The organism is Escherichia sp. TW09308, from assembly GCF_000208565.1.
Lineage (GTDB): Bacteria > Pseudomonadota > Gammaproteobacteria > Enterobacterales > Enterobacteriaceae > Escherichia > Escherichia marmotae.
Map to the genome: position 1 here is coordinate 4,141,005 of NZ_AEME01000001.1, position 24,615 is coordinate 4,165,619.

The window sequence follows — 24,615 nt, forward strand, 5'->3', positions numbered from 1 at the left end:
CTGAATATCTTTTTTTATACGTACTAAATTAGCTTTTACAATGCAGCACCAAACCTTCAAGTTCCTGCCGTAGTTCAGTCAGCTTTTTGTAATTGGTGATTTTTACCGTGCTCAAATGGCTATCCATTGCACATACCATCTCAAGTAATGCCTGATTGTGCCGGAAACTGATATTGATAAGCGACTGCATGGCGAGATCGGTAAAGCGTTTGAGTGGTGCCCAGCTCTCTTTTTCCAACCGTCCAAGGATGTCGCCGATATGGGTAGAATTCACACCTTGTGGATAACGCAGCTTTTCAATCCATAGTTCGCCAGCAAGAGCACGCACCGTTTTGTCGGCGTGAAGCATGCAAAAAGCGGTAAGTAGATGACCCATGGGTGAAAGTGGCAAAGGCAGTTCAAGCATGGCCTGAAGCAGGTTAATGATCTCTCTGGCTTCTTTAGAAGCATTTTTAAAATTAATTGCTATGAAGCGCGCCAGCATTGCCTCACTATGCCAGGGGAAAGAGAATAATATTCGCTTTCGATCTGCACTATGGCCTTCAGGAAACCGCATAAAACTATATTCATAAAATAATGTTGAATTTTCATCGTGCCAATAACGGGGAATATCAAAATGGAGTTGCTTATAAACAATTTCTTTATTGGTATATTGATTCTGGTTAACTTTTGTTAATAATTTCCAATCATACTTATTTTTCAATATTTCTACCGGAGTGTCTCGCTTCGCCAATAACAAATTCCCTCTGGTATAAGAATCAACATCGGGTAAAAAAACCTGACGTGTTAAAATTGCAGTAAGCACTAGATCATCATCATTTACGGCGTCCAGAGAAGAAACATTACCAGAGCGCAAGTAGTTCATCAGTTCTGAATATTGGCGGTTAAAATCATTGGGCAACAGGCTTTCTGTGCCTGGAACACATCGCTGTATCGCGAGTTGAAAATCGAATCCGCAAGGTGATTCTCCAGCCTGCTGGTATCGATATAGACGGTCAATTAAAATACGTGGTTCAATAAAACAGGGAAGATGAGTTGGTGTCGAAAGCAACGGTAGGCCGCTTGATTTTTTAAGTAATGTAAGTGTGTTTAATAAAATATTAATCCATGGCTGAAATACTGCTTTCGTTGATTTCTGCCACTCATTAAATCCCCAATTTAGCTTTTGATACTTATCTTGATGATTAATTAGCTCATGATATTTTTGACATTGCCTGTCAATATTTTCATTGTGATATTTTGTTTGGATAAAATCTGCAAACTCCATAAAGAAACTTGCCAGTATTTTATCGAAACTTCCTTGAGTACCTGACCAGGTATGAAGTGTTTTCAAAGCATTGGCAAAAGCGGGTATCAATTGTTCAATATTGTCTTTATTAATTTGTTCTGAAAAACGTAACAGTGCCGCAGGGAGTTGGTCAAAAGAAAAGGAGTCAAGATTATGAAACGCCCTACCAACCAGGAAAATAAAATCATCCCAGGTTTCAATTTCGGGGATACGATTATCATCACGAATCAGCGGCATAACCGGGTACAATTGTACCGCTTCATCAACAACCATGGGTTTGATATCAAGAAAGTCAGTTAATAATTCCCGAGCGCCAATAAGTATGTTATCGGCGTAACTCATTAATAGTGAGCTTAGTTCAGGTTCAGTAGGGCTACCGTATTTGGCAATTAATTTTGCTGCTTTATTTTGCAAACTGGCATCTTTATTTATAAAGACTCCCGTCAGATGTTGACAGATTTCCGCCCTTTTCTCGGGATTCTGCTTCGCAAGTTTATCGGTAATGGTTAAGGTGCTATCAACAACGCCTTTGGTCGTTGACGATAACAGTAATGGTAATTGGGTAAGAAACTCATCACGATGAAAATCGTCGTTATCAAGGATCTTTTTGATAGCCTGTAGGGACGTCGTAACAGGTTTACTATGCGGACAACAAAATGTTGCTATGAGTTCATCCTGAAGTTGCAAGCATTCATCACCAGTCGGCTCCAGTGCGCTGAATAATGTGGCATAAAAATTCGTTTGATCTTTATTAAAACCACGATTAACGGCCAGAAGGCTTTCATTAAGAAGGCGGAAGCGATCTAAGCGTTGGTTTTTTGTGTATGTTTTTATAGACTCCAGCCATCGGGTAGAAAGATAGTTCGGATAGTGAAATACTAACCAGATATGCTCTTCAAAATAAAAGGGATACTTTTCCAGTGACTCATGTGGAGGAACTAATGTTTGTGCTATTGTTTCATCCTCCAGAGTCTGACGTTCCAGATACCCCTGACTTAACCATTCGGCTAACTCTTCATAAAATATAAAACCGTAGCCACGTTTATGAGATTCCTGTATATACAAGTTTATAAATTTAGCAAACCATGGTGGACAATACCATTGAAGCACTCTGTTAATAGTATTATTTTGGCGAACTAATTGTGGCGAAAGTTTTTTTATATCATTCCACGTAAAACAACTTAGTATAGCGACACCTAACATATCTAATTGAACAGCAGTAGCCTTATACCGCCCACTTTGTCGGTCAAACTGTTCGTATAACCGTTTTACATCCCTTTTAATCAACGGCACCAACGTATTGCGCAGTTTTTCATCCTGCGTTTTCAAGAAAGCAATAAACTGCTCTGAATTTCCCGACTCAATAATATTAGTGTATTGTTCTTTAATATCGGTCACTCTTCACATCCTTGTAGAGTAAATTCATTAAGATAAGCTATTAATTTTTTATAATTAATGGGGAGTTCTTTGTCACCAGCCAGTGTGATGCAATTCTCAACAATTTTCTTTTGGAATTTTCGTACTGCTGGATCGCTGTTGTGGTTATCAAGATATTCTATAAATCTATTAACCGGAGCATACTTATTCATCAATAAATAAGCAATACATTCAGACAGATAGTGACTGTCTATAAAGTTATGCTGGATAGCCAATTGTATATATTCAGCGGCCAAATTGCGGCTAATTTTTTTCTCAAAAAGTAAACAAACTGCAATGTAGATCCAACCTGCGTGATGAACGTGAAGTTGTTTTTCAAGTAAATATTGCAAAGGGTATAAACATTCTTCAACCCCATCGACTTCGTTTCCCGTTGCTGTATCTGGAACAAAAAAACTTAACCAGCAATCTGGATAATTTGGCACCAGGGATAAATAATACAAAAAGTCCTTCCAGTGACAACACTCATCACGACGGAGACTAATATAGTAATAATGAGCAGGATAAGAGTGAAGACTATCTCTCTTCCCGTAATGAATCACACTGTTATTTAATACCAGTCTGTACCAGGTTTTATATTTATTCTTATCAATTAATATGCGATATGTACAGGTAAATGGTTGGAGGATGCCAGGCCAACTCACCAGCTCTTTGGCGATAGATTCATATTGTGGAAACACCCCGTTTGTAGTTCGGGTACGTGTAATCTGCGTCCAGAGTGGTAAAAACGCATCATTTGTTGCCGATATTTCATCAGTGATCCCCAACAAATATTGCACCGCCTGGGCATATTTCCCTGTTAACATTAATGCCTGTTGCTTCACTTCTGCTATTATCTCGCCAGGCAAAATACGATTACAGGCGACAATTAAATCATCAAGATCAACCGGATAATTCTCGCGTTCGTGGGCCAATAATCGCTCCACCAATATTTGCGGCGAAACATAGAACGGCGTGTGACTTGGTGTTGCCAGTAACGTTAAGTGGCAGTTATCACGCAGTCGCGCCAGCACCAGTTGGTTTTGGTTCTGTAAATGCGGTAAACGCCGTTCATGCCACTCTGGCGTTGATGCGTATTCATCATTAAACCACTGCTGAAAAAAATCCCGCAGGCTATAGAGTATTGATGATCCGAGATACTTTTTATGCAATTTTTTATAATAGGGTTGCAATTGTTTTTTATAATCACCAGGAAGTTTATCTTGCAAAGCAATAATCCCGGCATAAAAAATCTCAATATCCAGTTCTTCTTTATTTTCCAACATTTTTCCTGTTTGAAACAACACCCCATCCCAGCTATCAGGAATAATGACCATCTCATGTTGTAGCATGGGAATTACATAACCTTCGCCCAACGGTGAATCACATTGCAACAGTGCCAGTACACTGTGCTTTAAGCTCCCCAACCATGGCTCAGCTAACGCGGCCACATCCTGTGCTGATTGGTATTTCATCATTAATTCAACTGTGCGTAGTTGTAATTTTTCGGTGCGCTGAATTAAGGTGCCAGATACGTTTTTCGCCAGTGTTGTACGATATTGGGGATAGCGTTCTGCCAACACCTCGGCAATATCAAGTGCTAAGAATAATATTTTATCGCATTTTTCACGTCCGCTAATAACCGGAAAATACTGCATAAATGATGAATGGTCAAACTCAGGATGACAGCAAAATGTTTGTATTATCTGAATAACAAAATTTACTACCGTATTATTACTGGCATTCAGTCCTAAAAATAATAATTGCTGGTTAGCAATCCATTCATCCTCTTGCGGGTTAAACATCTTTATTAGACGAATATGCCAGTTAAGGCGATCTTTTTTAAAGTTATTTGTTAATGAAGTTAATAATTCCTTGATTAATTGACGAGGCAGAAGATTTTCCGCAATCAGTTGCATAAACACATCATCCCAGTACTCGGTAACAACACCACACTGATGTGAGTTGTCGGCCTTATGGAAGTGGCTTTGCAAAAGCACTGGGACGTCATATTGCGGGAATGGTAAAATGACCTTTTCTATTACCTGTGAATTCTCCCGCATCCAAACAATTTCATTCTGAGCATTACGAGTATAAATCTCAATGTGAAATAATGCGTTGGCAAATGCTGATTCGTCAAAAATAACCCAACCATGTTTATAGCAGCTCCATAGAAGGCGGATATCTGGGTATGTATGCGGCGTGCGCAAACAATCCTTAAGCACACTATCCAGATAATCAGGAGGGGAATGGGTAAAAAAAGTAATTAGTGCATCGTGTATAGTATGATAACGACTTCTGCTAACTTCATGAAGCAATGTATGTTTCACTGGCCAGCTAACTGGAAACATTTTTTGTTCTGCATAACTGCGAGCACAAACAATTTTTGTCAAAGAGATTACATCGTCTACACATTCACCCAAACAAAGTGATTTATAATCAAGCGTCAACAATTCCTTTAAGGTAGTAATTCGCTCAACTTCGGTTAATGACAATGCCCAGTCTACAATGGCTGAATAATTTTTTTGTTGAATGAGTTCTACAGGTATCATCAGATAGTCTCTTCCATGAAGTTTTATCAATGATACCAGGTTGTTTACCTGTTTTATCAGCCCCCGAAATTCTGATTTTTATAATTTACTTCGTAAGTGTGTCTCCCACAAAAGCCTGCAGCTCCTCCACCGTGCCATTAAACACATTAAAATCCACCGGACCATTTACGCCATCCACCTGTCCACGGTCGGAATGCTGCCAGAAATGCCAGGCCAGGCCGTCATTGTCCGGGCGTCGCTGATAATAATGGGCCACCCACCACGGGTATTCATTGAAATATCCCGCCAGATTCGTGTGATAAAACGTCGCCCCCGCATAAATAATCGGCTTTTTGCCCGTGCTCTTTTCAACCATTTTTAGCCACTGACTTACCCGCTTGCGTAATTCTTTTGCCGATAATTTCCCACGTTCTTCTACGTCCAGCACCGCTGGCAGATCGCCTTGTGAGAAATCCACCGTTTGCAGAAATAATCGCGCCTGAACGGAAGCTGAGACCGACGGAGAAAAATAGTGATATGCCCCGCGCAATAAGCCATTTTTGTAGCTTTGACGCCAGTTACGCGAGAAATACGGGTCTACCAGCTTTTCGCCTTCCGTAGCCTTAATAAAAGCAAACTGTAAGCGGATACCGTTGTCGCGCATTTTTGCGACACGTTGCCAGTCGATCCGCGCCTGCCAGCGTGAAACATCAATACCATGAATGGTGTAATTGGCAGGGATTCGAATAGCAAAAGATTTGACCGGGCGATAACCATAAAAGTGGATGTAGTCTTTAATCTGAATTGCTGTCGACCAGAAAAAATTCACCGTCTGACGAGGATAAATCGCCACGATGGAAATTAGCCCCAGAGCGCAGAACAAGGCGGTGAATTTTTTTCGACTGGCTATTTTTAGCTGCATTGGTTTCATCCCTGAATTTCAGCGCGAACACGCTGAAAAATGCCAAAGCAGCTATAGTATGATGCTCACCACCAGGCGTGAAAGTGGTGAACCGGACCATTCCCGTGGCCAACTTCCAGCGTATCGGCCTGGGCTAACGCCGCTGATAGCCAGCTTTTTGCTTCCTGTACGGTGTCAGCCCAATTCGTGTGACGCGGACGCAGCGCTGCCAGCGCCGCAGATAATGTACAACCAGTGCCATGCGTGTTTTTGGTCATAATACGCGGTGCGGTAAACCGTTGTTCGCCGTCGCGGGTAAACAACCAGTCCGGGCTTTGCTCATCATCCAGATGACCACCTTTCATCAACACGGCACCACAGCCCATCGCCAATAATTCACGCCCCTGCTCCAGCATTTCCTGTTCATTACGCGCGTGTGGAGAATCGAGTAAAGCAGCAGCCTCCGGCAAATTTGGGGTGATTAATGAAACCGTGCGGCAATAATTGACTGCGTAGCGTGGCAACCGCCGAAGGTGAAAGCAGCGGATCACCGCTTTTAGCCAGCATAACGGTATCCAGCACCACGTTTTGGATCTGGTAACGTTGCAGCCGTTCTGCCACCGCTTCAACAATATCCGTCTCTGCCAGCATGCCGATTTTGGTGGTATCGATTCGCACATCGCTGAACACTGAGTCGAGTTGTGCGGCAACAAAGTCAGGCTCAATGCGATACACCGACTGTACACCGCGGGTATTTTGCGCCACCAGTGCGGTGATTACCGAACAACCATAAGCGCCAAGTGCCGAGAAAGTTTTAAGATCGGCCTGAATCCCCGCACCACCACTCGGATCAGTACCGGCAATCGTCAGAGCGTTAACCCGTTTCATGCCTGCACCTCCTGCGTCAGTTGCCAGAGCGCATCAAGGAAATGGGGGATAAAACTGCCCGGCCCTTCGCTTCTGGCGACCGCACGTTCTCCGGCTTGTTTCATCCAGTGGCAGGCAGATGCAACATTTTCCAGCGTATCGCCCGGTAATGCACAACTGGCAGCGACAACTGCCGATAATGCACAACCAGTTCCTACCACTTTGGTCATTAACGGATCGCCGCCGTGAATGCCAACGATGCGACGACCATCGGTAACATAATCTACCTCGCCCGTGACCACGACGACAGCCCCGGTTTCATTCGCCAGTGTTTGTGCTGCGGGTAACGCGTTGGCTGCGGCGTCGGTGGAATCCACACCGCGACCACCATTGGCGATACCAGCTAATGCCATAATTTCAGAGGCATTACCGCGTATCGCCGCTGGCTTTAACGATAAAAGTTCGTGGCAAAAATGACGGCGATATTCGAGTGCGCCAACCGCGACCGGATCAAGCGTCCAGGGGGTTTGGGAGCGTGTTGCCTGTTCTACGGCAGCACGCATCGCTTGTGCTCGTAGCTGCGTCAGTGTGCCTACGTTAATCAACAAGGCACTGGCGATGGCCGCAAACTGACTGGCCTCTTCGGTTTCGATAACCATCGCTGGCGATGCACCGAGCGCCAGTAAGGTATTGGCAGTAAAAGTTTGCACCACATCATTGGTCATGCAATGCACAAGGGGAGAGTGTTGGTGAAAGAGGTGTAACATGCGCGCAGATTGCGCGGAACTCAGCAGGTCGACTTGCATAGTTTGCTCCTGCCATAACGTGAAGAAGCAATGACCTGATGGTCTGTGACTTCCCTACGCTGGCATTATCCAGATCAGGTGATACGGGTATTTCTCAGCCTTCACGCAGAAGGGCACCCCGAGTCGTTTGGTTGAATCTCTATATTTTGTGCCAGCTTAGGGGAAGTGGCTTGCAGATGCAAGCTCGCCTCCATTAATTGCTTCTTCTCTGTGTACCCCATTTTGTACCCCATAGAAGGAATGAAAAAGAAACAATTAACGACTATCATTCAGATGGTGAAAACCATTGATTATATTAATTAGCTAATTAATATTATTTTTCTAAATTTGATAGGTGAGATAAAAAATGACAGAAACCCAGATCTACGAGAACATTAAGCAAGCCATTAGCAGCGCACCACGAAATAGCCAAACGATGGAAATGCACCTCCAGATGATCAAATATGCTGACCATCTTAAAAAGGTTACGGCAAAAGAGTTTTGTGGAGGTGTAGGATTTAAAGCCAGCTTTGGTACAGAGTTCAGCAAAATGAGAAATCTTACCGAGCGACTCAAAGCTGCTGGACTTGACACCACGAAGTTATAACAAACAAATCATCAATATATTACTTTCGTTTTCCAGACTTACTTGCATATGTTTCTAAGGCCAGAAAGAACAATAACCAACACATAGCTAATACCATAATATTTTCATTTTATATTACACAGAGAGATTTTTAGAGAGTGGAATAGATGAATTCTATTTTATTTTTCACTAAATATTGAATCATAACCCTCCTTATTAAAATGGAATATCAAAGTCTTCATATACTTTGGAATGTTTCTTAGAAAAATATGCCTCAATACCATTTGGTAGCTTTAACCTGTGCTTATAGGCTAACGATGTTGCAAATTCTATAAATGATGCTCCTCCTGTTCTTGTATGCTTCTGCTTGATAATAAGAGAGGCAAAATTTTCTAACACATCCTCCCTATCATTCGTTACCTTTTCATCAAATATTGGTGAAACAGGAGTTTCTTCCGTCTCCCACGGTAAAGGCGCATCCAACCAATCATCAAGAACATCAAAAGAAGGCTGTTTATGGCCTTTAGGTTGTTCCTGTGCTTCTTCTGCCTCAGAAAGATCAGAGAGTGATGATTCTCCTGGGGGAGTAATATGTGCATCTGTGAGAGGTAGCGCACGTAATTTTAAAGGACGTTTTGGAATTCGTTCTCCGACCTCTTCTAAAAGACCGATTTTAATCATAAGACCAATCAATTCATTAACTGTCTTACGGCTACAGCTACAAACTTTACTTAACTTCGTTTGTGTTTCAAAACATATTCCCCCTGATTTATCCCAATCTGAAACATAGCAATATAATTTTTGCATTTCTGCACTAAACTTAACTTTTCCACCACCAACACTTGAGGAGTAGATAAACTCAATCTCACAAAAGTAATGAGGTATATTCAAAGTTCGGTCTTTAATTTCTCCTGTTTGTTTATCAACATACTGGTATTTTTCACGAATCAATTTAATTTTAGACATTAGAATAATCTCCTTATAAATCACGCTTAATGCGCTACTAAAGTGAATGAGGATCATTTACCTTTTTTTGTTTGATATTCTCTGCTGCTTCAGTAATGATTCCTAACATCAAATCACTGACCATAATTTGCCTTTTCTTGGCTTCAGCAAATAAAACCTTGAAGGTTTCAGGGTCAACGTGTAGGTAAGTGCGCGGAATTGGTTTCTTAGTTTCGAGCATAGTTTTCTCCTTCTCTTCTTTACTCTGTTTCAGATTCTTTTTCATTTTTTCGCAGTTCATCAATAATTTTTAGTGCTGCATCGAAACATTTTTCACGCTCTGGATAACCACAACGGCGAGCGGTGTTCCTGTACATCCTTACTTTAAAGCGGTTGATCTCACCACGTTTCCAGGCTTCCACTACATCCTGTGGAGTGAAATATTTCATTAATTAACCTCCTTATTCTATTTGGTTAAAAGAAAAAACACCTTGCAAACCTGACGGCTTCAAAGTGCATTGATTTTGATTATTTATAGAAAAGGAAACTATTCTTATCCCTCTAATACCTATTATTACATAGAAAGAGACATTTGTCAATATCTTTTCATAAAAAGTTGATATTTTTAATGTAGTTACATTTTTTCTTAGCAATTCGTGCTCTTATATGTAATGCTATTCTTTATTACCAGCCAAAATGCGCTAAAACGCGTTCTAACGAAGTTTTGATAAAAGCAATACATTCCCTTATGTAATGGCTGCTTAGCTCGCCAGAAGCTTATTTAAGGGGCTTAATTTGTATTTGTCAGGTATATGAAAAGGTGATGGTAGATATAAGATAGAGAGTTCTTAGATTAGTTACTTTATAAAACGTTCTGTAAAGCCCTGTAGTGAGTTTATATATGTAGACAATGCGTTTCTATTCCCTACCCTGCTTAATGCTGTTAGAGAAGCATTTAGACCCCTTATTTTTAATTAACTAAAGTATCCTCTATACCTTGTGTTATGAAAGACCTCTGAATCCTTCATAAAACACATTATGACGCAAAGAACACTTTTCTAAGGTGATTCCCTTCCTGAATGCTGTTTCTTGCGTCAGAGAGCTACACAGAGAGCTTATAAAGCTATTATTAATAATAAAGTAGATAAAGTAAGTAAGATAAAGTAAGAAGATTAACTAAGATAGATAAGATTAATAAGATCAGAATTCTCTTTCGGTGTCGCCTCTGGCTTTTCCACCGAAAACAATTACACGACTACAGAATGTAGGAAGTGAAATTGTATTGAGGCTTAGTGAAATTACACGAGGAAAGCAGAGTGTAATTGAGCTTTAGCCGCTCTCTCTTCGAAGTAATTACACAACTACACGAATAACAGAGTTATTAAATGTAGGAGGGTAATTAAGAGTTAGAGAGAGTTTACACGTAAGCAATCAGTATGATTGTTTAGGTGATTACTCTTACTGCGCACAGCGCAATAGTATTTCTTCGTGGGCGTTACCGCTAACGATAGTTACACGAAGAAAGAGTAACACTTTGCTTTCGGTGTGAGCGTAACGGGCCAGCCACGAAGCCCAAAGGTAGCGGAGTAAGGCTGCTTGCCAGAGAGTGAAGCAAACGCCGGAAGGCAAAAAGATCATATATATAGATATAAAGAATATTATTATGATCTAATTAATAATATAATATAGTTTTATTTAGTATTATAAATAATATATCTTATTGTGTAACCTTTCGTTACATCCAATCATCTTCCGATGTAACGTATCGTTACTACCGATGTGTAATATCGTTACATTCAATAATTATTCTATGTAACGTATCGTTACTACCAACTTTCTTACAGAGAGCATTTCAGATAGCTGAATGTAACCTCTCGTTACATCCATTTGTCACATAGCACTCTGTGTAATGCCTTTCTATGTGTGTGCCATAATCCCCTATATTCCCTGTGTAAATCATAGAATAATGCTCTCTATTCCCTGTGTAATTCCCTACTAAAAAATCCAATGAAAAGTAGCTTAAAAGTGCAATGTTAACTTTCTTCACTTTTACATCACTTTCGCAAAGCCTTGTGTAATGCGGCTTACAGAGCACCATCAGAAATTTTTGGCTAAAAATTGTTCTGCTTGTTTCTGAACGAGTTTTCTCGTTTGTGCAAATTTTAAAATTTATTTTGTTTTTACAGCCTTATTTCGTGTAATGCGTGGCATAGCAAGCCCTTTTCTTGTGTTGTCAAGACATTTGGCAACGTTCAAACATCTGTTTAGAAATGCCAAATTGTTGATCTAACAAATAAACCTGTATAAACAGAACACCATTTAATCTATTCCCCTGTGTATCCATTAGGCATACCAAATGAATACATCTAAATCGAGTAATATTCCGTACCCATAAGGATTGAAACAGATCAAATGAATACGATATACTCATTTGCATTGGAATAGTGCCAAATCGATACATTAAGGGGATTTTATGAGCAATATCGGCTATAAGCGTGTGAGCACTGTAGATCAGAACACTGATCGCCAGCTTGCAGGAGTAAATCTCGATAAGGTTTTTGAAGATAAGCTGTCCGGTAAAGACACTAACCGTCCAGGCTTACAAGCGTGTTTATCCTATCTGAGAGAAGGCGACACCTTACACGTCCACTCTCTTGATCGTCTTGGACGTAACACCTTAGACATTCTTGCTTTAGTTGAACAACTTAATAATCGTGGTGTAATTGTTCGCTTTCACAAAGAAGGGATCATTGCAGACATTACAAGCGCGATGGGAAAAATGATGCTTACTATGTTGTCGGCAGTGGCAACGTGCGAACGTGAACTGATGTTAGAACGTAAACGAGAAGCGCAAGCCGTCAATCCTACAAAGCGTGGTAAAGGTAAGGCAGTGGATAGAGAAGGTATAAAGAAAGCCCTTTCTGATGGCGTGTCAGTGCGTAAAACCGCCGAGATCTTTAATGTTGCTCCTTCGACGGTACAGCGAATTAAGAAGGAAGAAGAGGAGGCGTAATGCCTCCTTGATATTTGACAGGGACGGTCGGCAGAAATCGGGGCTTGCTGATCTCAGCGTTGAGCGGTTCTTGCAATGGTGCCTAGGTGCTCGCTTGTATTCCCCTTCGACAATCACCACTAAGCCACTTATTGCCTTGTGGAGTGGCCCGAAAATTACTGATATCTTATTGATTCAGTCGATCCCATTTAACCGCAGATACAATTCCCCAATTACCACTAGCATTAGGCCTACGCCACTTCGCGGTTTCCATTCCACGAAGGTATTCGAGAGCTTCATTGAACGAACTGAAACGTTTCTGGGCTGATTTTTCCCCTACTCTAAACGAACCATCGCGAGTACTTGCCAATCCTGGATGAAAACACGACCCATCTGCAGCATAAGGAACAAGTACCTCCTGATCATCAGGTTTCCTTGAATCAGAAGCTAGTAACTGCCAAGGCTCAATACGCAAAGCGTCAGCCAGAACCTCAATTGCATCAAGAGATGCATTAGAGCAACCACGCTCAATTCGACTCATATAACTACGTGCAAAACCACACCGATCTGCAAAGGCCTCTTGGCTTAAGCCAATAGCTATACGGAACTCTTTTACTCGTTGTCCAAAAAGGTATCTCAGATTCTTTCGCATGGCACAAAGATGCAATTTGACGCACCAATTAACCACGCACTAATCGTGACATTTTGAATCAATCATGTATTATTAGCATCACCATCCATTTGACACACCAAGGGAGACAAATGAAAAAACTAGTATTTGCCGCTTTGTTAATTCCAGTGATGGGCCACGCCACAACCTTTTCCTGTAAAGCAATACAGGAAGGTCATATTGACTCGGGAAGTCAGAAAGTTTCTGTAGATTCAACTTTTGATATACAAGATAAAAAAATGACCATAAATCTTGGCGGTAAAACTTGGAGACTTGATTTTGTAGGTCAAAAAAGCATCGCAAAGATGTATGCTACACCTGACGGAGGGGTTGCAGCCACATACATTGACAATGGCAGTATACCGATATTTGTATTACGCCCTTCTAATCCCGATGGAGAGATGGCTGTTTACACATTGAGTATGTGTTCTGAAGTATGATTGATCGGCGTGATATTCACGCCGTTTTTGGGGAAATTTGTATATTGAAAAATATAGAAATAGAACTTTCATCAAGCCTATTTATTAACAGGTAGTAATGTCAGATCGCCATAATGGGCTTGTCTATGGCAATTAGGACATAATGCAATAGCATTTTCCACAGAGTCCTCCCCCCCCTTTGAAAGCCACTCAATATGATGAACTTCTAGAAATGGAGTACCATCTTCCTTTAGAAAAGGAGCATCTCGCTTACAATATTGACATTTTCCATTTGCTCTCAAAAGAACTTCAGCAACTACATATGGGCTTCGTTTATAAACTCGAGTTGTTACTTCGATTAGTTCCGGGATTTTACTTTCTGTCGCTAAAATTTGCTTTCGTTCCACTGAAGATAATTTTGCAGCCGTCCCAACAGCTTCTTCGAAAACCGATTTTACTTGACGATAACGCCACATCCCTTCTAAATCCTGGTATAATTCCCAAATACCGTGCACAGATGGTTGATAGATTTCAAAAATATTTCCACGCTTGAACAATCGGTCATACTTATGATGCCGATGAGTTACATCATCAGTTCGTCGGGCAGTTTTGTTGAAACTCCAGTAGCTCCGCTTACAATTAACTGTATTAGCAATTAAATTGAGCCAAGTATTATCTTTATAAGATGGAAATAGCTTTCTAAGATAATCATCTACCTGCTTAGCCGTTGCAGCCCCACCAAACTGATTAGCAATTATCTGTATGGTAATAGCTCTTATCGGTTGATCGCCATACTTGTATTTTTTGCCTAAATTTTTAACCATAGAAGACTCACTAAGCCTAAATTCATCTTAAGTTATTATTGTAAATTAGTTGTGAAAATTTTTGATCTCAGACAATAAAAATCTACAAATTATTAGCTGGTTATACACTAAGAAAGATACACGAATAACTAAGTCTCCCAACAAAGACCATCGATCACATAACAAACGGTGGAAAGTGGGAATGTGTGCAGATAACGCTGGGTAATCCCTACTCCACTCTTTTCATGACCTACCACCTGTTGCAGATGCGCCAAATTACTCACCCAACCAGCTAAACAAGTAGAAATCATAGTATGCCGGAAACTATGCACCAAGCGCCGCTGCCCATAATCATCAAGATAAGGAATATCAAGCTGATCACGAACATCTGAAAGAACTTTACCTATCTTTGACATATTTCGACCTGAGACTTCCGAAAAGATTTTATCTTTCCATTGGCGGTTAACAAAATCCAGAAACCCCCACTCAATCAGTTTGGGATGAATCACTACCTGTCTTGTAGCATTCTCAGTTTTACCCAGCCTTCTTTCCGCGATCAGAAGATAGTGCCGCTGGCTATCTTCATCAAATTTGATCTGCGACTTCTCCAGTTTAGCAATCTCACCTCTTCTGGCTCCTGTGTACGCCAACAACAAAGTGATCCACTTCTGCCATCCATCAGGCTGCTTTAGTGCCCATCCTACAAATTTTTTCATTTCTGCTGCACTGTATGCACCAAACCTAGCTTTGGATGGTGCCGCTACTATTCCATCAGTCGGAGACTTAGATAGAATATCTTTGTTTTCAGTCAGAAATGTTTTGAATAACGATTTGTAGATTTTAAGGTGCTTATGTACAGCCTCAGCACCAACTAAATCCTCTGGCAGCACATCATCACATTCGATTAGTTGCTGAATAGTCATTGACCTATACGGTTGCACTACACGCTTTGGTAAGTTTTCGACAGTTTCCATTACTCGCTTAATATCTTGTTTGGTGATTGCCGTTACGTCTGTTTCTTTTCCCAAGACAACAAGCAATACCTCCATATAACGCTCATTTGCCATTGAGATCGATTTTGTCCAATTTCGACCTCTTTCCTCCTTGTACATAGCCCACGCATCAACAAGTGTTAGCACCTTTTCCGGTTTGGCTGGTGGTTGAAGCTGCAAAACTTCTTTAGAAATATTGTTCAATTGCTGAGGGAGTGGCAACGGAATCATTACGTTACGTGACGAAGCGATCAAGTTTGAAACAAACTTATTAAATTGCGGCAACGGAGTAGCGAGTGATTTAACGAAAGGAATGTGCGGAGTAAGGCCAATCATCAACGCCGATGCTTCGCGATAACTGTCAGTAAAAAGTGATTTTTTGTATATCCGACCATCCGAAAGCCGGATTTGTAGATAGTAATTACCGTTTCGCTGAAATGTGTATGGGAGAGTTCTTGACCTCATAAACGACCCCTTTTTGTACCTTAACAGCATGATTTATGGTCAAAAAGAGATACAACCACATAATTTTCAAGACTATTTTGGCCCCCTACGCTGGCATTATCCAGATCAGGTGATACGGGTATTTCTCAGCCTTCACGCAGAAGGGCACCCCGAGTCGTTTGGTTGCGATGATGGATCGCAGATAAGGATGGTAAGGCCCCGCGCACACGTTGTAAACGAGGAAAAACGGCGATATTACAATAACGTTGTGAAATTATTTTATATAAGAATCCAGCACCTTCAGAACGACATCCAGATCTTCTTCACGCTTTAATTCATCGCCCTGATGAACAATGTGTTCCGTCAGATGGCCTTTAATCACTTCTCGCATCAAGCCGTTTACCGCACCACGAATGGCGGCAATCTGTTGTAGTACGGCAGCACATTCGTGCGGCTCGTCGAGCATTTTCTTGAGCGCAACAACCTGTCCCTGAATCTTACTGGCGCGCGCTTTCAGTTTCTGTTTGTCACGGATGGTATGAGACATGGCAACACCTGGTTAACAAGATAATGAAAAATCATAGCACTATTAATCTACTGGGGGGTAGTATAATGTATTGGGGGGGGAGTAGAATCAGGGCGTCGATTTAATACTAAGAATTATTATCATGACCGAATTTACCACTCTTCTTCAGCAAGGAAACGCCTGGTTTTTCATCCCCAGCGCCATCTTACTTGGTGCGCTTCATGGGCTGGAGCCAGGGCACTCAAAAACGATGATGGCAGCGTTTATCATCGCCATTAAAGGCACCATTAAACAGGCGGTGATGCTTGGACTGGCGGCAACTATTTCACATACGGCGGTGGTCTGGTTGATTGCCTTTGGCGGGATGGTGATCAGCAAACGCTTTACTGCGCAGTCAGCGGAGCCGTGGCTTCAGTTGATTTCCGCGGTGATCATTCTTGGCACCGCATTCTGGATGTTCTGGCGTACCTGGCGCGGTGAAAGAAACTGGCTTGAGAATATGCACGAGCATCACCATCATGACCATGAACATCATCACGACCATGATCACGAACATCATCACCATCACGAGCATGGTCAGAGCGACGAGTATCAGGATGCTCATGCGCTGGCCCATGCCAGTGACATTAAACGACGCTTTGATGGTAGAGAGGTCACCAACTGGCAAATTTTGCTGTTTGGCTTAACCGGCGGGCTTATCCCCTGCCCTGCGGCAATAACAGTGTTGTTGATTTGCATTCAGTTGAAAGCCCTCACATTGGGTGCAACTCTGGTCGTCAGTTTCAGCATCGGCCTGGCATTAACGCTGGTCACCGTAGGCGTTGGCGCAGCAATCAGTGTTCAGCAGGTTGCAAAACGCTGGAGCGGATTTAACACTCTCGCTAAACGCGCCCCCTATTTTTCCAGTCTGTTAATTGGTTTAGTCGGATTGTATATGGGAGTGCATGGCTTTATGGGTATTATGAGATAAAACAATCACCTGGGCTTCGTTATCCCTTTAGCCCAGGATGATTCTTAAATCAGCTTATTCCGCTCACTTCTCGCTCAATGAGGATGCTTTTGCTGCATCCTTTCATTTACACTTTTTACGAAATCATGGGATCACTAACAAAATATCTCTTGTCGGTTATATTGTATGGCAGGAAAGATATGCGACTGATTTTACTGATCCCCAAAGTGGAGAGTATATGACCATAAAAAATAAGATGTTGCTGGGTGCGCTTTTGCTGGTAACCAGCGCAGCATGGGCCGCACCAGCCACCGCGGGTTCGACCAATGCCTCGGGAATTTCGAAGTATGAGTTAAGCAGTTTCATTGCTGACTTCAAGCATTTCAAACCAGGTGACACCGTACCAGAAATGTACCGTACCGATGAGTACAACATTAAGCAGTGGCAGTTGCGTAACTTGCCCGCACCTGACGCTGGAACCCACTGGACCTATATGGGCGGTGCATATGTGCTGATCAATGATACCGACGGAAAAATCATTAAAGCCTACGACGGTGAGATTTTTTATCATCGCTAAAAAAAGCCCCCTCGGAGAGAGGGGGAAATGCAGACACCTTATTATTTTTTATTATTAGCCACTTGCTCGTCTTGTTTGTTATTAGTCGTATTTCACGTTGATCAGTGCGGTTGCCTCAAGTGCACCCGATTTAACTTTATTTTTATCGTATACATAGTAACTGGCCAGGACAGGTATATTAATAATATTACTATTTAAAGGAGCTCCGGGTTTATCTGTTTTCCATAATGATGTCGCCGCGCCCTGATCGCCGCTAGCAGAAATTTTGATGGCTGCTTCAGTCCCTTTTGGTGGTTCTTTTAGATCCAAAACAAATCCTACACCATTATCTATGTTGCCACGCAAAATTGTATTGCTTCCTGTAACTAAGTCACTGCTGGAAAGATATACGACCATATTCCGCGATGCTTGTTTTGTGCCGCCGAAAAGATTATCACACTTCAACGTAATTATTCCTTCCTTACTGTTCGCCGTAATCTTTCCCTGACTTCTGAGTTGGGACAAGGCAATATCATCTACTTTTATTATTGTGTTTTCAGGCTTACAGGTCGTATTTTTAGGATAATAGGAAATACTTAACCCAAGCGTAAATGTATCCCCCGCCAGTTTACTGGTGAGATAACTTACACACCAGTTAATCTTCAATGTCTTACAAATGCCCAACCAAAAGTCAATGGATGAAGATGACTCACCGCCAATATTTGCAATCACAGTATCTGAAATAAACCAGGTAGGTTTTCTTTCTCCAGTAAAATCAGGTGTACCTTTGGATATTTTAACCACATAGGGTAATACTGCCTGCGCATTGCTGGATTTCCCAATCGTGTCACTGGTTTTACCTAAAGACTCTATTTTAACCTTTAACTTTTCGCCATTACCAAAAGGTCCAACTTCAACCCAATCACTTTGGATATTTTTATAGACTATTTTATCCGTGCTCGTATCACAAGATATCCCCGTAAACACGGCACTTTTACTAAAGGAAACCTCATTCGCTAAAATCTCCCCCACATTAATACTATCAGTAATATTTAATGATGCAGTGGTACGACATCCAGCCCAGGTAAAATTAGCCCATAAAATAAAAATTAGTAACATTCCATTTCTGAAAATCATATTCCACCTCTCACCGACAGATATAATTTTTACTTTCATCAATCTCTTTACCGAAGGTGATTGTGCATGAAAGCCCTTGTTGCTTATCAATTGCCACATTAACCGCTGGTGGTATTTCATTGGTGCGAATAAAAAGCTGACTTCCCTGGCCGACAACGCCAATATTATGACCGTGGATATCATTGACTTCGTAGCCAAATGTTAACGGTTGCCCATCCACTCTTAATGCTTTTATAAACCAGGGTTTGCGTTGATCGGTGTCGAAATTGACCAGAACGACCGCGCCGCGATAAGGGGCGGCAATTTTACGGTTACCGCGTAATTCTGTTTCACTGTCACTTTGCGATACATCCAGCATCAGGTGATTTTCCCGATGAGGAGTTATTCCGTCGTATATCACGACACCATTACGGTTCGTGGTGCGATATTTTTGCCCATTCACATAAGCATCTTTAATTCCCGGCGCATGCATCACGGCAAAAGTTTCAGAAAGACGATTCGCCAGATTAACGCCACCCGACCAGGCGACAATGCCCCCTGAAACACTGGCTCCAGCCTGCCGATAATTACTCGACTGACTATAACTGCCATTCACTGTCGCCACAGGCGCGTTCCAGGTTAAATTCGCCCCTGCTGTCGTTTCATTTCCCTGATGTTGATGACTCAGGTTGACACCATAATTGAACTGATCTCGACTCCCTACTGTTCCTGATAATCCCGTATTATTTGAGGCAAAACCCTGATCATCAAACGTCGTTGAGTTAGACATATATATTTGCCGACGAGGCGTCGTAACGTCATCTCCCCAGTCAAAGGGTATCGATATAAAAATATTAAAGCGTTTCTCTTCATGATGATTCTCGTCATATGCCTGACTTGCCGCGAGGGTATAGCTTATCCGTTGCAAATTATTGGAATAACTCAACTGATAATCTTTACTGCTGCCGCTACGCCCCCAGTAATCCCGCCATAAAGTACTTAATGACACAGATCCCCAGCCTTCTGGCATTGACTGACTCATATTGGCGGAAAAGCTATTTTTGCGACCAAAATCATTCTGGTAATAATCGGCAATGTCATAGACATCGTTTTTATCACGACGATAATTATCTTTATTATTTGCCCACACATAATCGTTAAACGTCCGGTAATCACGCGACGAATAACGCCAGGCCGCCAGACCAAAACGTGTCGATGTTTGGCTCAAAAATTTGTTATAAGCAATTTGATAACTTTGCCCGTCAAACACATCACCATTGTCTTGCTTACTGTGCGATTTAGTTGCGTCGACTGAAATTGCGCCAATGCGCGTGTTCCAACCTGTTCCCAGGGTAAACGCGTAGTAATTATTAGCAATCATCGTGCCGCCATACAGCGTCAATAAGTTATTAAAACCATACTGATAACCTGCCTGGACAAAATCACTTTGCTTGCTCGCACCTTCAATATGACTACGGCCCGCTGCAAAATCATATTTCGACACGCCGGGTTGCAGCATATTAGGTACTGCCGCATAAGGCACCAGATATGTAGTAACTGAACCATCGGCTTCCTTAACACTCACATCAAGATCCGCACCTCCGCCCGCTAACTGCAAATCACTAATCGAAAACGGGCCTGGTGGAACCTCTTTCTGATAAACGACAAAACCGTTCTGTTCAATAGTTACCAGCGCGTTACTCTGGGCAATCCCCTGTACCCGCGGGGTAAAATTTTGCTTCGAGTTTGGCAACATCTGCATATCACGAAATAACCGAACTCCGCTGAAGCGAACGGAATCAAATATATCGGCTGACGTGTACATATCACCAATACGCAGCGTGCCGAGAATTTGAGAAAATCCACGTTCCAGATACAGTGTATTGCTTTTCCACTCCCCTGTATTGTTATCTGTTTTGCTAAAACTGGCATCAGAATGCAGTTGCCACCCCAGAAAATTTAACCCGCTGTTAAAACGTACATAGGTACTTTTGCTATTTCCCGACGCTTTATAGTCGCTGTAATACTGACTCACATAATAAGAGGTGTAAACCGCATTAATTCCCCGTTCCCAGTTTTCCGGTGGAACATAGCCACTTTCCAGCTCTTCCACCCAGGCTTGCGGAACACTGAAATCGAGACGAAAAACGCCGATATCCCAGGCATAACTCCCCCCCTGAACAAGTTGCTCTAATGTTAAACATTGCTTGTCGCTGGCAAAGTTATCGGTATTAATACCTAACCGTTTGATAATATCCCTCGATAAACACGTTTCTTGCGGATTATCTTTAACGCTAATTTCATATTTACCGCGCCATTGTTTATTAACATAAATATCGATTTCATATTGGCCAGGCAAAGGTTGATTATCATCCAGACGAATATGAGCAACCTGTTGGTCTTTCATTCCACCCATCATAAAATGGGTATCAAAGGTTTCTTCAGCCGCATAAGCTTCAATGCCGAGCAATAACGCAACGATTGCTGATGCAAGTGGGGTCATTCTCAACATAGGCAGCTCCTGCAATTAAATTTTGTCACTAATATAGTTGCCATGATCATCAATAATGGTCAGATGCCAGCTATTTGCATTATTATTTTTGACGTTAACGCTCTGACTTTCTAATGGTGCAATCATGATAGTTTCATAATTAACTTTGACATTATTGGCTTTTACATCAGAAATCGTTACCCAATTCGCTGAGTCATTTTTTATCACCAAATGATTACCACTGCGATTCACCAGCAATTTTTTAAATATTGCTTTGTTTACCGGTGGGATACCCGCCGGTCGATAAAACAATTTAATTCTGTTTTGCATCGCAAACTTCAGTGCATTCTTGCCTTCTTGTTCTGGACTATTTGGTGGAATATCCAGAATATTCAGATAAAAAATACTCTCTTTATTAGTGGGCAGTTTATTCGGCATGATTTTAATTTTTACTTGCTGCCCGGAATTTGCCCCTATTTTTGCCACTGGTGGCGTTAACATAAAAGGAACCTGGATTTTTTCTGGTGGGAGTGAAGTATCACCATCATCAATCCACGCCTGAAGCAGCGAAGAGCGATCACCCTGATTCATCAACTGTACCATCACTTCTTTTTTTTCTGCCGGGTAAATAATACGTGTCCCGTAGATAACAACTCCGGCATGTGCAGGAAAAACCATCGAAGAGATGAGCAAGGGTAATAATCCTTTCATCTTAATTCCTCTTTAAATTAAAAAGCCGCCATGGGGATAGCGGCCATGTTTATTACCTGGAGAAACTTGCAAATTTATTTAATTATTAATCCTGGGCTACACGCATAACTAAAGAAGATACTACATCACCTGATTGCACTGAGTTTTCTGTCAGTTTCAGATATTTCGCTTTAAACGGGATCGCATATTGACCATCCGCTGTTTTATAACTTTCAATATTAAAAGGTGCAGAAACATCCAGGACATCGCTGTTATCACCTAAATAGAGATAGTAGCCCACGGTATCGTTACTACTGGCTATAGCTTTATCGTTGCCAATTATTTTATCGTTGGTAATCAACGAAAGTTTTACACCAGCAACCTCTTTCGGACAGCTAATTTTTAACATGCTACTGGTTACACCGACCGCATCATCATAGGTAGAATATTTAGATTTACCATCAAAGACAGTAGTTGGTACAGTCGGCATATTAATACTTACTGAATCACCACCTGCTTCGAATTTACATGGGGACTCTGCAATATTCCCTTTAATGGTTAAAGTCCCGGTATCAACATCAGCAGCAAATACCTCAGCACTCATGAAAAAAGAAGAAAAGACAGCGGCAGCAATAATTGAACGTTTCATAACATGTTCCTTAATAGAATTTATTTTTGGTTGTTAAGAGTCTGTATCTCCTGGGAACAAATTTCTCATGCTTCAAAAGTTACCGCAATGTAAACATATTGTTTTATTGATTTAAAGCAAATTAACTATTGCAATATAAACGCAACAAATAGCTAATGGTATTAAATATTTATCAAATCTATTAATTAATACGAATTACTGTAGCTGTCATTTTTAATATCAATAAAAAAGCTGAAATCATTCACATGAATGATTTCAGCTTTCTAAACTCTTTAACCCCGATATTGCCAGATTTAATCGTAGCGATTTAAAACGATTTGCCGTTTGTTCCCATTACCCGCAGCAACCAGCTCTGTCGTGACGCCTTTTACCGGTGAAGAAATCCGATGGCGGGAATCAACGCTTTGCAATACCTGACCGCAATGCTGTTGGGGCTGGCTATTAACAATATCCATACTGCATGTCGGGGGGCTGATCCTGCCATTGATAGTTAATGTGGCGGTATCTGATGAAAACGCGGGAGACGCCAATCCATAGGCGAGAAAAATAATTCCTGACAGCCAATACTTATTCATTGAACGTTATCCCTGTAGTAAAGGTTATGCCTGGATAGATTGAGTGCATAACAAACTATAGCTGTACATCCACTACACAGCCACGAAGGATGGTAAATGGGCATTGCCTGCACGATCAATCTACTTTGTTCAGTTTCGGACGAAGATCCGCAGAATATTCGCAGCATTAAAAAAGCTGTTCATTATAGCTGCAAAAATAAATACACCGCATCAATGTAACATTGCTGCGGTGTATGAAGTGTACCCAGAAAGGTTAATACGCGTTAGACTGCGCGGAAGGAGATCTCGCCAGGAATAACTTCTCCCTGCCAGTAGAGCTGGGCAGCAACGCGGTCAGCCAGTTGACGATAGATAGCGGTAAATTCGCTCTCTGGACGGCTGATAACGGTCGGTGTGCCTTTGTCGAGGTCTTCACGCAGGCTAATGTGCAGCGGCATCTGACCCAGCAACTGCGTGTGATATTTCTCAGCCAGTTTCTCTGCACCACCGGTGCCAAAAATCGGCTCGTGGTGACCACAATTACTGCAGATATGCACGCTCATGTTCTCGACAATGCCCAGTACCGGCACTTCGACTTTCTCGAACATTACAATGCCTTTTTTCGCATCAATCAATGCGATGTCTTGCGGCGTAGTGACCACTACAGCACCGGTCACTGGAATATTCTGCGCCAGTGTCAATTGAATATCACCGGTGCCTGGCGGCATATCAAGCACCAGATAGTCCAGATCGGGCCATAAGGTTTCTTGCAACATTTGCATCAGCGCCTTGCTGGCCATCGGGCCGCGCCACACCATCGCATTGTCGTCAGTGACCAGATAACCAATCGAGTTGGTTGCCAGACCATGAGACATAATCGGCGCCATGTGAGTGCCGTCCGGCGAGGTCGGACGCTGATTTTCTGCCCCCAGCATGGTTGGGATCGACGGGCCATAAATGTCGGCATCCAGAATGCCGACTTTCGCTCCTTCCGCCGCCAGCGCCAGCGCCAGGTTTACCGCCGTGGAGGATTTACCCACGCCGCCTTTGCCGGAACTGACCGCGATAATGTTCTTCACGCCGTTAATTCCCGGCTGATTTTTAACGCGTTTCAGCGTGGCAATGCTATGCGACAGTTTCCAGTCGATAGCTTTTGCCCCGGTGATACGCAGCAATTCGGCGCTACATTGCTCTTTTAACTCTTCGAACGCGCTATGCCAGACGAACGGCATAACCAGTTCCACATGCAGCGTGTCGTCCATCCAGGCGACATGATGCAATGCTTTCAGCGTGGTGAGGTTATGCTTCAGGGTTGGGTGCTGAAAATTAGCCAGTGTCCCGGCGACCATTGCGCGCAAGGCTTCTGGTGATTTGGCCTGGGATTGTTCGTTCATCCCGACTCCTTATTTATATAGATAAACCATCAGCTAAATAGTTTACCTGAA

Annotated in this window: 22 protein-coding genes, 1 pseudogene and 2 riboswitches; of the genes and pseudogenes, 5 read left to right on the top strand and 18 right to left on the bottom strand. The window is 42.1% G+C overall.

Annotation, left to right across the window (positions count from 1 at the left end; genetic code table 11):
• Positions 1-28: 28 nt before the first annotated feature.
• From ESM_RS0120025 to thiM, 5 genes and pseudogenes are all read right to left on the bottom strand, one after another.
• On the bottom strand, positions 29-2,686 hold the full coding sequence (locus tag ESM_RS0120025) for a DUF6493 family protein (RefSeq protein WP_000129674.1): 2,658 nt from the start codon (positions 2,684-2,686) through the stop codon (positions 29-31).
• On the bottom strand, positions 2,683-5,256 hold the full coding sequence (locus tag ESM_RS0120030) for a DUF6493 family protein (RefSeq protein WP_024257704.1): 2,574 nt from the start codon (positions 5,254-5,256) through the stop codon (positions 2,683-2,685). The genes ESM_RS0120025 and ESM_RS0120030 overlap by 4 nt, the downstream gene beginning before the upstream one ends.
• A gap of 85 nt (positions 5,257-5,341) precedes the next feature.
• Positions 5,342-6,157, bottom strand: a complete 816-nt coding sequence (locus tag ESM_RS0120035) for a glycoside hydrolase family 25 protein (protein WP_010379942.1) — start codon at positions 6,155-6,157, stop codon at positions 5,342-5,344.
• 65 nt (positions 6,158-6,222) lie between these two features.
• Positions 6,223-7,024, bottom strand: a pseudogene (thiD, locus tag ESM_RS01000000125410) (bifunctional hydroxymethylpyrimidine kinase/phosphomethylpyrimidine kinase).
• Positions 7,021-7,809: a hydroxyethylthiazole kinase gene (gene thiM / locus ESM_RS0120045; RefSeq protein WP_001195641.1), complete on the bottom strand. Its 789-nt coding sequence runs from the start codon at positions 7,807-7,809 to the stop codon at positions 7,021-7,023. The pseudogene thiD and the gene thiM overlap by 4 nt, the downstream one beginning before the upstream one ends.
• 34 nt (positions 7,810-7,843) lie before the next feature.
• Positions 7,844-7,940, bottom strand: a riboswitch (TPP riboswitch).
• A gap of 215 nt (positions 7,941-8,155) precedes the next feature.
• Here thiM and ESM_RS0120055 point away from each other — a divergent pair.
• The gene (locus ESM_RS0120055; protein ID WP_000141033.1) at positions 8,156-8,395 is read left to right on the top strand and encodes an HTH-like domain-containing protein; all 240 of its coding nucleotides are present in this window, start codon (positions 8,156-8,158) and stop codon (positions 8,393-8,395) included.
• Positions 8,396-8,590: 195 nt separating this feature from the next.
• Here ESM_RS0120055 and ESM_RS0120060 read toward each other — a convergent pair whose 3' ends face one another.
• Genes ESM_RS0120060 through ESM_RS0120070 form a run of 3 tightly spaced genes read right to left on the bottom strand, consistent with a single transcriptional unit; the run spans position 8,591 to position 9,768 of the window.
• Positions 8,591-9,340, bottom strand: coding sequence for a hypothetical protein (locus ESM_RS0120060; RefSeq protein ID WP_000034849.1), 750 nt, complete (start codon positions 9,338-9,340; stop codon positions 8,591-8,593).
• A gap of 37 nt (positions 9,341-9,377) precedes the next feature.
• Positions 9,378-9,560, bottom strand: coding sequence for a hypothetical protein (locus ESM_RS0120065; RefSeq protein ID WP_000894473.1), 183 nt, complete (start codon positions 9,558-9,560; stop codon positions 9,378-9,380).
• Positions 9,561-9,579: 19 nt separating this feature from the next.
• Positions 9,580-9,768 carry a hypothetical protein gene (locus ESM_RS0120070; protein WP_000873436.1) on the bottom strand — a complete coding sequence of 63 codons (189 nt, stop codon included), beginning with the start codon at positions 9,766-9,768 and terminating at the stop codon, positions 9,580-9,582.
• A gap of 2,024 nt (positions 9,769-11,792) precedes the next feature.
• Here ESM_RS0120070 and ESM_RS0120075 point away from each other — a divergent pair.
• The gene (locus tag ESM_RS0120075) at positions 11,793-12,332 is read left to right on the top strand and encodes a recombinase family protein (protein ID WP_000065230.1); all 540 of its coding nucleotides are present in this window, start codon (positions 11,793-11,795) and stop codon (positions 12,330-12,332) included.
• A gap of 166 nt (positions 12,333-12,498) precedes the next feature.
• Here ESM_RS0120075 and ESM_RS0120080 read toward each other — a convergent pair whose 3' ends face one another.
• The gene (locus ESM_RS0120080) at positions 12,499-12,963 is read right to left on the bottom strand and encodes a helix-turn-helix domain-containing protein (RefSeq protein ID WP_001316486.1); all 465 of its coding nucleotides are present in this window, start codon (positions 12,961-12,963) and stop codon (positions 12,499-12,501) included.
• A 110-nt stretch (positions 12,964-13,073) separates the two neighbouring features.
• On the opposite strand from ESM_RS0120080, the gene ESM_RS0120085 reads away from it, so the two are divergent.
• Complete coding sequence (locus tag ESM_RS0120085; protein WP_000737406.1) at positions 13,074-13,421, top strand: hypothetical protein; 348 nt, start codon at positions 13,074-13,076, stop codon at positions 13,419-13,421.
• 77 nt (positions 13,422-13,498) lie between these two features.
• Here the strand turns inward: ESM_RS0120085 and ESM_RS0120090 are convergent, their stop codons facing one another.
• The 3 genes from ESM_RS0120090 to rcnR form a co-directional block, all read right to left on the bottom strand.
• Positions 13,499-14,224, bottom strand: coding sequence for an HNH endonuclease (locus ESM_RS0120090; RefSeq protein WP_000240374.1), 726 nt, complete (start codon positions 14,222-14,224; stop codon positions 13,499-13,501).
• A 128-nt stretch (positions 14,225-14,352) separates the two neighbouring features.
• The gene (locus ESM_RS0120095; protein WP_001257777.1) at positions 14,353-15,660 is read right to left on the bottom strand and encodes a tyrosine-type recombinase/integrase; all 1,308 of its coding nucleotides are present in this window, start codon (positions 15,658-15,660) and stop codon (positions 14,353-14,355) included.
• Positions 15,661-15,726: 66 nt separating this feature from the next.
• Positions 15,727-15,822: riboswitch (TPP riboswitch) on the bottom strand.
• Positions 15,823-15,913: 91 nt separating this feature from the next.
• Positions 15,914-16,186 carry a Ni(II)/Co(II)-binding transcriptional repressor RcnR gene (gene rcnR / locus ESM_RS0120100; RefSeq protein ID WP_000019944.1) on the bottom strand — a complete coding sequence of 91 codons (273 nt, stop codon included), beginning with the start codon at positions 16,184-16,186 and terminating at the stop codon, positions 15,914-15,916.
• 121 nt (positions 16,187-16,307) lie between these two features.
• Between rcnR and rcnA the strand changes: the two genes are divergently transcribed.
• Both rcnA and rcnB read left to right on the top strand, forming a co-directional pair.
• Positions 16,308-17,135: a nickel/cobalt efflux protein RcnA gene (rcnA, locus tag ESM_RS0120105; protein ID WP_000134639.1), complete on the top strand. Its 828-nt coding sequence runs from the start codon at positions 16,308-16,310 to the stop codon at positions 17,133-17,135.
• Positions 17,136-17,352: 217 nt separating this feature from the next.
• A complete protein-coding gene (gene rcnB, locus ESM_RS0120110; protein WP_000153060.1) occupies positions 17,353-17,691 on the top strand; it encodes a Ni(II)/Co(II) efflux transporter accessory subunit RcnB in 339 nt (112 codons plus the stop codon).
• 81 nt (positions 17,692-17,772) lie between these two features.
• On the opposite strand, the gene ESM_RS0120115 is transcribed toward rcnB, so the two are convergent.
• From ESM_RS0120115 to apbC, 6 genes are all read right to left on the bottom strand, one after another.
• Positions 17,773-18,807: a fimbrial protein gene (locus tag ESM_RS0120115; protein WP_024257705.1), complete on the bottom strand. Its 1,035-nt coding sequence runs from the start codon at positions 18,805-18,807 to the stop codon at positions 17,773-17,775.
• Positions 18,808-18,817: 10 nt separating this feature from the next.
• The gene (locus ESM_RS0120120) at positions 18,818-21,298 is read right to left on the bottom strand and encodes a fimbrial biogenesis outer membrane usher protein (protein ID WP_000945481.1); all 2,481 of its coding nucleotides are present in this window, start codon (positions 21,296-21,298) and stop codon (positions 18,818-18,820) included.
• Between the two features lie 15 nt (positions 21,299-21,313).
• Positions 21,314-21,988 (bottom strand): fimbria/pilus periplasmic chaperone, encoded by a 675-nt coding sequence (locus ESM_RS0120125; RefSeq protein ID WP_000677379.1) that lies wholly within the window; start codon positions 21,986-21,988, stop codon positions 21,314-21,316.
• 85 nt (positions 21,989-22,073) lie between these two features.
• A complete protein-coding gene (locus ESM_RS0120130; protein ID WP_000830451.1) occupies positions 22,074-22,616 on the bottom strand; it encodes a fimbrial protein in 543 nt (180 codons plus the stop codon).
• Positions 22,617-22,909: 293 nt separating this feature from the next.
• A complete protein-coding gene (locus tag ESM_RS0120135) occupies positions 22,910-23,191 on the bottom strand; it encodes a DUF2574 family protein (protein ID WP_001516679.1) in 282 nt (93 codons plus the stop codon).
• Positions 23,192-23,454: 263 nt separating this feature from the next.
• Entirely contained in the window at positions 23,455-24,564 is a 1,110-nt protein-coding gene (gene apbC, locus ESM_RS0120145; RefSeq protein ID WP_001005460.1) for an iron-sulfur cluster carrier protein ApbC, read from the bottom strand.
• Positions 24,565-24,615: the final 51 nt, after the last annotated feature.